Annotated in this window: 9 protein-coding genes; 5 read left to right on the plus strand and 4 right to left on the minus strand. The window is 69.1% G+C overall.

Going from position 1 to position 11133, the window contains the following annotated elements; genetic code table 11:
- The first annotated feature begins 282 nt into the window (after nucleotides 1-282).
- The 4 genes from AOK17_RS42415 to AOK17_RS42430 all read left to right on the plus strand — a co-directional run bounded on the left by AOK17_RS42415 (nucleotide 283) and on the right by AOK17_RS42430 (nucleotide 3508).
- Nucleotides 283-1098 carry a hypothetical protein gene (locus AOK17_RS42415; protein ID WP_425424685.1) on the plus strand — a complete coding sequence of 272 codons (816 nt, stop codon included), beginning with the start codon at nucleotides 283-285 and terminating at the stop codon, nucleotides 1096-1098.
- Between the two features lie 169 nt (nucleotides 1099-1267).
- A complete protein-coding gene (locus AOK17_RS42420) occupies nucleotides 1268-2047 on the plus strand; it encodes an HAD-IIA family hydrolase (protein ID WP_055617989.1) in 780 nt (259 codons plus the stop codon).
- 129 nt (nucleotides 2048-2176) lie between these two features.
- Nucleotides 2177-2833, plus strand: a complete 657-nt coding sequence (locus tag AOK17_RS42425) for a hypothetical protein (RefSeq protein WP_055617990.1) — start codon at nucleotides 2177-2179, stop codon at nucleotides 2831-2833.
- A 6-nt stretch (nucleotides 2834-2839) separates the two neighbouring features.
- A complete protein-coding gene (locus tag AOK17_RS42430; protein ID WP_055617991.1) occupies nucleotides 2840-3508 on the plus strand; it encodes a class F sortase in 669 nt (222 codons plus the stop codon).
- 362 nt (nucleotides 3509-3870) lie between these two features.
- Here AOK17_RS42430 and AOK17_RS42435 read toward each other — a convergent pair whose 3' ends face one another.
- A complete protein-coding gene (locus AOK17_RS42435) occupies nucleotides 3871-4638 on the minus strand; it encodes a GAF and ANTAR domain-containing protein (RefSeq protein ID WP_055617997.1) in 768 nt (255 codons plus the stop codon).
- A 168-nt stretch (nucleotides 4639-4806) separates the two neighbouring features.
- On the opposite strand from AOK17_RS42435, the gene AOK17_RS42440 reads away from it, so the two are divergent.
- Nucleotides 4807-5847 carry a glycoside hydrolase family 6 protein gene (locus AOK17_RS42440; protein ID WP_055617992.1) on the plus strand — a complete coding sequence of 347 codons (1041 nt, stop codon included), beginning with the start codon at nucleotides 4807-4809 and terminating at the stop codon, nucleotides 5845-5847.
- A 106-nt stretch (nucleotides 5848-5953) separates the two neighbouring features.
- Here AOK17_RS42440 and glxA read toward each other — a convergent pair whose 3' ends face one another.
- The 3 genes from glxA to AOK17_RS42455 form a co-directional block, all read right to left on the minus strand.
- The gene (glxA, locus tag AOK17_RS42445) at nucleotides 5954-7891 is read right to left on the minus strand and encodes a radical copper oxidase GlxA (RefSeq protein ID WP_055617993.1); all 1938 of its coding nucleotides are present in this window, start codon (nucleotides 7889-7891) and stop codon (nucleotides 5954-5956) included.
- Between the two features lie 105 nt (nucleotides 7892-7996).
- Nucleotides 7997-9988: a glycosyltransferase family 2 protein gene (locus AOK17_RS42450; protein ID WP_055617994.1), complete on the minus strand. Its 1992-nt coding sequence runs from the start codon at nucleotides 9986-9988 to the stop codon at nucleotides 7997-7999.
- Between the two features lie 315 nt (nucleotides 9989-10303).
- Nucleotides 10304-11014, minus strand: a complete 711-nt coding sequence (locus AOK17_RS42455; protein WP_055617995.1) for a FadR/GntR family transcriptional regulator — start codon at nucleotides 11012-11014, stop codon at nucleotides 10304-10306.
- Between the last annotated feature and the right edge of the window lie 119 nt (nucleotides 11015-11133).

Genomic DNA, 11133 nt, shown 5'->3' on the forward strand with positions numbered 1-11133 from the left:
GCCGTTCCCCGCGCCCCTAAAAGATTGCGCAGTTCCCCGCGCCCCTGAAAGACAAAGGATTGCGCCGTTCCCCGCGCCCCTAAAAGCGAAAAGATTGCGCAGTTCCCCGCGCCCCTGGGGATGGGGCGGGTCTGCCCCGACCGGGTGCAATCCCCGCCCCGAACGGGCCCCGTGCCAGCGTGCCGGAGTCGGTCGGTGTGGGTGGCGTGGCAGGCTCCCGTGTCCATGCGACTGAGCAAGCCCGTGTGTCTCGCCGTAAGTGCTGCAGCCGCCCTTGCTCCTGTGCCGGCCGATGCCGCGGCGGGGGTGGATCAACGGCCCAGTCGGCCGACCTGTGCCGAGCCGGGGGGCGGGGAGTTTCCGGTTCGTACGCGGATTCATGGCGGGCCCGCCGAGTACGACGCCGGGGGCGGGTTCCGGACCTGGTACATCGATCTCACCAACACCACCGACGCGACCTGCGGGAACATCCACCCGGTCGTCGTCCTCGTGGACGGGAAGCGGGCGCTGCGGCCGGAGCAGCCGCGGCTCGAGTTCTACGACGGGGAGCGGCCCCGCCCCGTCGGCTTCGAGCGCACCGAACAGGACGAGAACATCGGGGTCCTCGGCGCCCCCGCGAGCCGAGCCGACAGGTCCGAAGCCGACGGATCCGAGGTCGAAGAGGCTCCCTTCCCCGGGTTCACCGTGGCGCCCGGCGCGACCCTCTCCGTCAAGGTGCGGCTCGCCGTCACCTCGGACGCCGTGGCCAACGACGTCGTCGCGCACGCCGCCGTCGTACAGCGGCAGGGGGACGACGACGGCGACTGGGTCGGGCAGTCGAACGACTACCGCTTCCGCATCCTCGGCGAGGGGGAGGGCGCGGGAGACGGCGAAGGGGATGGGACGGGCGAGGTCGGCGGCAAGGACGGTGTCGGCAGCACGGGCGACCGGGACCGTGCCGACGCCTCCGGGCGCGTACCGGACGGAATTCCCTTCGCGGAGGAGCTGGCCCGGACGGGGCTGCACTCGACCCGGGGGATTCTCGCCGCGACGGCCGGCGCGCTCCTGCTCCTCGGCGCGGGACTCGGCGCACTGCTCGCGGCCCGCCGCAGGCGCTGAGGGAGCCGCGGGAGCCGCGGGATTCTCTGCTCGGGCCGCTGCCGCCCCCCTCCACCAAGATCGGGCGGATGGCTAGTCTGGAGGCGTCGGCACACAGCTGTGACGGCGTCCCCACACCCGCGGCAGACCCGCACGGCTCACGCAGCACGCGTACGGCAGGAGACGGCACATGGCAGAGCGCAAGCCCATCGAATCGTGGCTCACCGACATGGACGGGGTGCTCATCCACGAGGGCGTGCCGATCCCCGGCGCCGACGCCTTCATAAAGAAGCTCAGGGAGTCCGGGAAGCCCTTCCTGGTGCTCACCAACAACTCCATCTACACGGCCCGTGATCTGCACGCCCGTCTGCGGCGGATGGGCCTGGACGTGCCCGTCGAGAACATCTGGACGTCCGCCCTGGCCACCGCCCAGTTCCTGGACGACCAGCGCCCGGACGGCTCCGCGTACGTCATCGGTGAGGCGGGTCTGACCACCGCGCTGCACGACATCGGGTACGTGCTGACCGACCACGACCCCGACTACGTGGTCCTCGGCGAGACCCGTACGTACTCCTTCGAGGCCATGACCAAGGCCGTGCGGCTGATCAACGACGGCGCCCGCTTCATCGCCACGAACCCCGACGAGACCGGCCCGTCCGCCGAGGGCGCGCTGCCCGCCACCGGCGCCGTGGCCGCGCTGATCACCAAGGCGACCGGCAAGCAGCCGTACTTCGCGGGCAAGCCGAACCCGCTGATGATGCGTACGGGACTCAACACCATCGGGGCCCACTCCGAGACCAGCGCGATGATCGGCGACCGCATGGACACGGACGTCCTGGCCGGCCTGGAGGCGGGCATGGAGACCTTCCTCGTCCTCACCGGGCTCACCGGTCGGGCGGAGATCGAGAAGTACCCCTACCGCCCGTCCACGGTCGTCGACTCCATCGCGGACCTCGTCGACCGCGTCTGAGCCACCCGTGAGCCGCCTGTACGGGAGCGGCACCCGCCCAGGCGTGCCACCCGTACGGAGCAGCGGACCCCCTCCCCGGATGCGACCCCGTGCCCCGAGGAGGACGCTCCAGATATCTGGAGGTTCACGATGGGTTCACTGCGACTGACTCTCTGTGCCGGGGTGGTGGCTGCCGCCGCGCTCGCCCCCACCGCGTACGCGGCCGACGGGGGAGTCTCCGTGACCCCGGGGTCCCCCGCTCCCGGCAGCGACATCCAACTGCGGGTCAAGGGCTGCTCGGGGATGTCCGGCACCGCCGCGTCCGAGGCGTTCGTCGCCGACGCGCAGCTCACCGGGCAGCCCGGGGTCCTCACCGGCGAGACCCGCGTCCGCTCGACGCTCGACCCCGGCACGTACGACGTCAAGGTCACCTGCGACGGCTTCGAGGACAAGGTCAAGGGCGCCCTCACCGTCGTCGACAAGAAGCAGCGCGAGAAGCAGCAGAAGCAGGAACAGAACGAGCAGAAGCAGAAGCAGAAGCAACAGCAGGAGCAGAAAGATCAGCAGGGGCAGAAGGAGAAGCAGCCCGGGGACTCCGCGGCCTCGCCCGTCGCGCCCGCGTCCCCCGTCGCGCCCGTACACGCGGGCGGCGGCGGGTCCGCGCGGCTCGCCGTCGTCGACGCCCGCTCCGAGGGGCCCGGCACCCGGCACGCGGTGGTCGGGCTGGTCCTGGCCGGTGTCGCCGCCGTCGCCGTGGCGGTCCGCAGTGCCCGTCGGAGTCGCGGGAGCACCCGCGGTACGGACTGACCGGCCATGTCCGACAGGGAGGAACGTACCTCCGGCGGTGGCCGGCTGCTCATGGGCGTGGCCTGGGCGCTGCTGCTCCTCGGGCTGTGGCTCTGGGGCCGCGAGGTGACCGACGTGCGCCAGGGCATATCCGCGCCGACCACGGGTGACGTGGCGGCGGTCGGGCGGCCCCTCGGCGTCGAACTGCCGCCTGCCGCCGAGCCGTTGGGGGACGCGCGGCCCCAGCGCGTGGACATCCCCGCACTGGGCGTGCAGGCCCCCGTGGTGACCCGCGGCCTCGACCCGCGCGGGGCGATCGACCCGCCGCCCTACGGACAGCCGGGGACCGTCGGCTGGTACGGGGACGGCGCGCGGCCCGGGGCGGCCGGGACCGCGCTGCTCGTCGGGCACGTGGACACCGAGACCCGGCCCGCGGTCTTCTACCACCTCAGCGAGGTACGGCCGGGCGAGACGGTCCGGGTGATCCGCGACGACGGCAGGGTCGCCGAGTTCACCGTCGAGGACGTCCAGGTCTTCACCCGGGACCGCTTCGACGCCGAGAAGGTGTACGGGACACGGCAGACCGGCCGCGCCGAACTGCGCCTGATCACCTGCGGCGGCACCTTCGACCGGACGAGCCGCGCCTACACGGCGAACGTGGTCGTCTCCGCGTACCTCAGCGGCACGGGTCTGTGAGCCCCGCGCCCCCAGAAAGCCTCGCGCGAACCCTCGTACCGACCCCGAGAACCGAACCGAAGCCGCGTACCGAACCCCCGTACCGCACCTGGCCCGGTCGACGACCCGCTCCCCCCGGAGCCGTCGACCGGGCTGGTCCTCGACCGTGGGCGCCCGGGCTGCGGGAGTAACCCGGCGGCCGGCACGGGAGGTTCAGGGGCCCGTCCGCGCGTCTCGAACGCGTATCGGGAATGGTCGGACAGCCAGGGGCCGGGGCCGTCTGATAAGACTCTAGTTCGGATGGGCGTTCCGGCCTAGGGTCTGATTGACGCCAAGTCCCGTTCCGGTGGCGCTGTGTTATCCGCGCAGCTGGTCGCGGGGGTCTAGGCGGGTCCGGGGTGCTCGCGGCCCAGCTCGGCGATGTCCTGCGAGTCCGTGATCACGGCCGTCGCGACCTCGTCGATGGGCAGCCGGTGACTGCGCGCGAACCGGCGCAGCGCGATGAACGCCTCGTCCATCCCGGTCCTCCGGCGCTCGGCGAGCATGCCCTTCGCCTGCTCGATGCGTACGCGGCTGGAGAGGGCCTCCTGCAGCTGGCTCGTCAGCGTCCGGTACTGGGTGAACACGCGGTGGTTGGCGAGCCCGAGGGCAGCCGCGTCGGCCAGGATCTGCGCGAGGAGCAGCGCGGTCCCGTCCTCCGGCGCCGGGGACGGGCGGGCTTGCTCCGGCGCGAACACGTTGAGGGCGCCGAGCGGGGTGCCTTTCCGGCGCAGGGGTACCGCGAAGGTGCTCCCGATGTCGTGGCGCAGCGCCCGTTCCGTGAAGTCGGGCCAGCGCGAGGAGGCGTGGGCCGCGCGGATCGCGACCGGCGGGACGGGTTCTCCGCTGCCGTAGCTCTCCAGGCAGGGTCCGCCGTGGTGCTGGACCTCCAGCAGGTCCAGCGCCAGCTCCTGCTGGCGGCTGCTCACACCGAACGACACCGCCTCGCCGCCCTCGATCAGCATGAAGCCGGCCGCCGAGGCGTCCAGGAGGGCCACACAGTGGTCGGAGAGCCGTCGCAGGTACGCCACCGTGTCGAAGGCCTCGGAGAGCGTGTCCGCGGCTTCCACGAGGGCGGCCCCCAGCCGGCCCTCCCGACTGCTGTGGTGCATGTCCGCGCCCTTCCCGAGTCCGGCCACCGCCCCCCGCACGTCCGTCCGGCGCCTACCCGGTGGGAAGGGGGTGTAACAGCTAGTGGACAAGGGGCGGCCGAGCTCGTGGGCGGACCGACACGTATGTCAGGATTGGGACTTCGGACGGTGCACCCGAGGGGGAGTTTGATGTACGGGAGCAGGGGGGCTGTGTCTCTTTTCGCCACTGGAGGGGTGGCAAAGGCGTCCGTGGCGGTGGCCGGAGCTGTGCTGCTGCTGGCGGGGTGTTCATCCTCGGACGGTGATGGCGAGAAGGACAAGTCGGGCGCCAAGGTGAGCCAGCAGCCCAAGGACAAGGACCCGTACTGGGTCAATCCCGATGGGAACGCTGCCGAGCAGGTGGCCTCATATGCGAAGGACGGCAAGAAGGACGACGCCGAACTGATCCGCAAGATCGCCGAGCAGCCCACCGGTGAGTGGCTCACTCCGGAGAACGCCGAGCAGGAGGCGCGCGGTTTCACCGAGGCCGCCGCGAAGGCAGACCGGGACGCGCTGCTCGTCGTCTACAACATCCCGCACCGCGACTGCGGCCAGTTCTCCGGCGGCGGCGCCGCGGACGGCAACGCCTACCGGGGCTTCATCGACCAGGTCGCCAAGGGCATCGGCGACCGCGCGACCACGGTGATCCTGGAGCCGGACGCCGTGCTGCACATGGTGGACGGCTGCACCCCGGACGAGTTCCACGAGGAGCGTTACGACCTTCTGCGGGGCGCGGTCGAGAAGTTCAAGTCCCTGAAGAACACGAAGGTCTACCTGGACGCGGGCAACGCGGGCTGGGGCAAGACCGACGACATCACCGAGCCGCTGAAGCTGGCGGGCGTCGAGCAGGCCGACGGCTTCTCGGTCAACGTGTCCAACTTCTACACGACGGCCGACAGCACGAAGTACGGCAAGGACCTGTCGTCGAAGGTCGGCAACAAGCCGTTCGTGGTCGACACCAGCCGCAACGGCAACGGCCCGTACACGGAAGGCGACCCGGCGGAGAACTGGTGCAACCCGCCCGGCCGCGCGCTCGGCGAGTCGCCCACGACCAAGACCGACGACGACCTCGTCGACGCGTACGTGTGGGTCAAGCGGCCCGGCGAGTCCGACGGCACGTGCAAGGGCGGCCCGAAGGCCGGCCAGTGGTGGCCCGAGTACGCACTGAAACTCGCGAAGGCGACCAAGTAACAGCCCGCGGGCAACAGCCGGTAGGCGACCGCGAGCAACAGCCTGTACGTGACTGGGGGCGCCCTCCTTAAAGGAGGGCGCCCCCAGTCACATCACTTGCTCCGGGTCAGGGAATCTTGACCCACTGGGCCTTGCTCGGGGTGCCCTGGTCGTCCGTGACGAACAGCATGTACCAGCCGGACTCGACGAGGTTGCGGCTCTTGGGGATGGTGACCTCGATGCCGTTCTTCGTCTTCGTGAAGTCCAGCGCGATGGACCGCTGGTCGACGTCGGTGACGTGGGTCGACGCGCTCGGCCGGATCAGCCGGGCCGACTTGATCGACGAGGCGTGCTGCGAGGTGAACGTCCCGGTGTCGCCGCGCTCGATGGTCTTGGGACCGCCCGAGAGGGAGGGCCGCGAACCCTGGTACAGGTACGGCGGCGTGTAGATCTCGACGCGCTGCTCGAACTTGCCCGGCTTGGTGTTGCCCTTGTCGGCGTAGAGCGAGTCCGAGCCGAAGAACATCACGCGGCCGTCGGGCAGCAGGATCGAGCCCGAGTGGTAGTTCCGGCCCACCAGCGGGTCGGCGACCCGCTTGAAGTCGTTGGACTTCGAGTCGTACATCCGCGCCTGGAGGATGTTGGAGGCACCGCGGCCGCGGTAGTCCTCCGAGCCGCCGGACACCAGCACGTCGTCGTTGGGCAGGATCGAGTACTGCGGGTAGCGCGTGCCCTTCTCCAGCTCGGGACCGTCGACGAACTTCGGGTCGTCGGCCAGCAGGTCGATGATGCGGGTCTTCTTGCTGGACCGCTCGGACTCGCCGACCCCGCCGCCGCCGATCACCATGTACTTCTCGTCCTGCGCGGGCGGCAGCAGCACCGTGCCCGCGGTCTCCAGGAGCTTCGGGTCGGACATGCCCTTGAGCTTGTTGAACTTGTTCGTCTTCAGGTCCCAGACACCCGGGTCGCGGCCGACGTCGTCGGGGCCGTAACCGGCGTTCGCGCCCGAGTAGAACAGCTTGCCGTTCTGCATCAGGGAGATCGCCGGGTAGGTCGGGAACTGCCTGACGCCCTTGGTGTACGTCCACTTCTTGGTCTTCGGGTCGTACACCTCGTTCTTGCCCGGCACCAGCTGACCGATCTCGTCCAGGCCGGAGAGGCTGAGGATCTTGCCGTCGGACAGAGTGGTGAGCGTCGGGTACCAGCGCGCCTCGTTCATCGGGTCGACCTTGATGTACTTCTCGGCGACCGGGTCGAACTCGTAGGCGTCCTTGATGCCCTGGAAGTCCTTCTTGTCCAGGGCGAGCTTCTCGGCGATGCCGTACGTGTTGCGTGCCTCGGCGCCTGACAGGCCCTGCACGCGGTAGTTGTCCTGCGTACCCGTCTCGTACTTCTTGCCGCTCTTCTGCGCCTCGACGTAGATCCGGCCCAGGCCGGGCTCGTTGCGCAGGAACTTGCCGGTGTCCGGGTCGAAGACCTTCTTGGCCCGCTCGACGACGACCGGGTCCTTCGACACGAACGTCTTGCCGCCCTCCTTGCCCGTGAAGCGGGTGCCCGCGGGCAGGGTGATCGGCTTGTCCGGGTTCTCGTTGTGGACGACCATCAGGCCGCCGGCCTTGGTGATGTCGCCCTGGAGCTTCTCGTACCGCTTGGTGCCGCCGGCGATCAGCAGGTTGCCGTTGGGCAGCTGCGTGTGGCCCGTGCAGAACAGGTCGGCCGGCGTCGGGACCTTCTTGATCGTCTTCTTGACCGGGTCCCAGACACGCGTGTCGAACTTCTTCGCGTCGAAGTTGTCCTGGTTGTTGCCGGAGCCCGCGATCAGCAGGATCTTGCCGGTGTGCAGGAGCGCGGCGTGGATCGTGTTGAGCCGGTACTCCTCGGGGAACTCGACGATGTCCCACTTGCCGTTGGCGGCCTTGTACTCGGGCTTGTTGATCTTGTACTCGTGGTACTGATCCGTCCCGAAGCGGTAGAGCGCGGGTCCGTTCATCCCGGCCAGCGCAAGCACCACCGCCGCACCTATCGCGATGCGGCGGGCGCGGCGGCGGCTGGAACCGTCTTTCACTTCAATCCCCGTCTAACTTGTCGTGGTGGCTGGCGTGCGAGGCTTTTCGGCCGGGGGGCCTTGGGGGCCGGGCTCCGAGGGCCGGCGGCGGGGTCGCCGCCGGTCTCAGTTACCGGAGTGATGCTGACGTCCCCCGAGGGAGATCTGCACCGTCTGGTCGTTGCCCCCGCCTGCCGCCCAGCTGGGCTTCTGCTGGGGCGTGTGCGGTGCGGCCGGAGGCTGCTGTGAACCCTGTGGCTGGAGGGGGATGCGGCTGTCCTGCGGGGGCGCGGGCGGGTCCTGGGGACCGCCCTGCCGGTGCTTGCGCCCCTTCTTGTCCTGCCGCATCATCCAGCGCCAGGCGAACATCGGCGAGGCCGTGATGAGCAGCGCGAAGGTCGCCCAGATGATCATCGCCGGGTGGGCGTGACCGTAGACGAAGCCTGCGCCGATCGAACCGGCGAAGATCGCCATGAAGTACCAGTGGTACCGGAACGTCCCGAACCAGGTGTCCGGGCTCGCGGAATCGCCCTTCGGGGTGACCACGAACTTGCTCTTGCGACGCAGGACGGAGTCGATCAGCGCCTTCGCGTAGAGCGGCGCCGACAGCGCGGACATGATCATGCCGGCCACACCGCCGGAGCCCTCGGGCTCGTGCGGCGAGACGTTGTGGCGGCGGTTCCAGACGTAGAGACCGATCTGCAGCGCGGAGGCGTTGCCGTAGAGCATCAGCCAGATCGCCGGGTCGATGTTCACACCCGAGGCGCCCAGGCCCAGGAACAGCGCACAGCTCAGCGCCGCCAGGATCCAGTTGAGGGCGGACATCGGGTAGAAGATGATCATCATCGTGTAGTTGAAGAGCTTGCTCGGCGGAAGCGAGTACCAGCCCTTCCAGTACTGCTTGAGGATCGTCTCGTACGTCCCTCGCGACCAGCGCATCTGCTGGGTGAAGAAGTCCGTCCAGGCGTTCGGGCCCTCACCGACGGCCAGCACGTCCGGCGTGTAGACCGAGCGCCACTTCTTGCCCGTCGCCGGGTTCTTGTGGCGGTGGATCTCGAAGCCGGTCGCCATGTCCTCGGTGATCGAGTCGTACAGACCGCCGATCTGCTTCAGCGCCTTGATGCGTACGGCGTTGGACGTGCCGACGAACATCGGGGAGCCGTAGGCGTTGCCGGCCCGCTGGATCAGCGCGTGGAACAGGAACTGCTGCGACTCGGCGGCCTTGGTGATCGGGTTGTCGTAGTTGCCGTACACCTGCGGGCCGACGACGAACGCGACGTCCGGGTCGCGGAAGTAGCCCATCATCCGCTCCAGGAACTCGGGGAGCGGGACGTGGTCGGTGTCGACGGAGGCGAAGAAGTCGTACTCGCCGCCGTGCATCGCGATCCACGCGTTGTAGTTGCCGTGCTTGGTCTTCGCGCGGTGCGGGCCCTTGGGCATGTTCCACTTCGCGACGCCCTTGCGGGAGAAGTGGCGCACGCCGAGGCGCTCGCAGACCTCCCGGACCTCGGGGTCGTTGCCCTCGTCGAGCAGCCAGACATGCATGAGGCCGCGGTGGCGGATCTTGACCGCGGCTTCGAGGGTCTTCGTCACCATCTCCAGCGGCTCCTTGCCGGGCACGAAGGAGGTGAGGAAGGCCACTCTCGTACCGGTCTCGGGCACCACCGGGATCGGGTCGCGGGCGACCAGCGTGGCGTGCGCGTTCGACAGCACGTTCATGCAGCGGAAGAGCTCGATCAGACCGATCGAGACCAGCATCACGATGTCGAGCGCCGGCAGGAAGTCGAAGGCCGGGTAGTCGCGTTCGGTCCAGTGCGCGGGCTGGAGCAGCCATACGAGCAGGACGAGCGAGAGCAGCGGCGCCGCGCCCAGCATCAGGGCAGCGCGCAGCCGGTGCGGCTCCTGCGAGAGCAGCGAGCGGTACTGCACCTTGTACGGCTGGGTCGGATCGGGCTGTGTGAGAGGCCCCGCAAGCCTGCTGTAGTGCTCGTAGTCGTATCTCGGCAGTGTCTTCTTGATTCTCCGGAAGCTGCCGGTCCGAGTCTGTGACGGCACCCTCAGTTGGGTGGTCTCGGACGGATCGGAGTTCTGCCGGGCGCCCGTCGGCGTCGACGTCATGAGTCATCCCCCCACACGCGAACCATCGCGTGCTCGTTGTTCCTTTCGCCTGCTCATGTCCCCCTAGACATTCACAGGCGCATCAACAGCAGGCCCCCGCCACCACATCATCCACATACCCTATAGACACGGCGCACCGGCCTTCCGGTTGCATGATGCCCCCCTCGACATCCGTTCATGAACGGGGCCCCTATTCCCCGCCTTCGCACGCAACCGGTTCCAAGCCCCCAACTGCCCAGTAACCGCAGCCTCTTGTCGCCCAGGGTTCTACGCCGTTCACCATGATCGCAAGATGCGAAACATGGTGTTTACCGGTCATACGCGCTCATTGGGGTGTCTGATGGTCTCGTTCGGAGTGGTGGCGGTCAAGCGCGTACGGATGTTGCCGAAGTGTTCTCTTATCGCGTCCTCCGCCCTGGTCGCGTCGCCGGAGCGCACCGCGTCGAGGATCTCCCGGTGCTGCCGACAGGTGACCTTCGGGTCCTGCGGCAGCCCCACGAGATCCGTGCGTACGCGGTGGAAGGCGTCCCAGAAGGCCTCCAGGAGCTCGCTCAGCAGCAGGTTGCCCAGACCCCGGTAGAGGGTGGCGTGAAAGGCGCGGTCGGTGTCCGCGAGACCGGTGCCGGCGGCTGCCTCCGCGTCCATACGGTCCACCAGAGCATCCAGTTCGGCGAGATCGCCCGCCGGGACCCGGCCCGCGAGCCGGACGATCAGCCCGGTCTCCACGGCCTCGCGCAGCTGCAGGAGCTGGAGCAGGCTGTCCTCGCCCCGGTAGTGCCCGGCGACCGTGCGGAAGGCCAGGCCCTCGATCATCGGGGCCATGGACATCGGTCCCACATAGGTGCCGAAGCCGTGCCGGATCTCGACGATGCCCATCGCCTGGAGCGCCTTCAGCGCCTCGCGCACGGAATTGCGGCTGGCGCCGAGCAGCTCCATGAGCTCGGGCTCGGTCGGAAGTACGGCGCCCGAGGGCAGCCGGCGGTCAATGATGAGCTTCTTGATCCGCTCCTGGAGGTCGCGCGCCATGGCCAGAGGGTAGCGGGCCGAAAGGGTTCGGCCATACGCGATGGAGTTTCGGCCGCATGCGAAGAGGCTCCCCGCGGTGACGAGGAGCCTCTTCGGTGGTGCGCCGCCAGGGACTCGAA

This window comes from Streptomyces phaeochromogenes, from assembly GCF_001418655.1.
Taxonomy (GTDB): Bacteria; Actinomycetota; Actinomycetes; order Streptomycetales; family Streptomycetaceae; genus Streptomyces; species Streptomyces phaeochromogenes.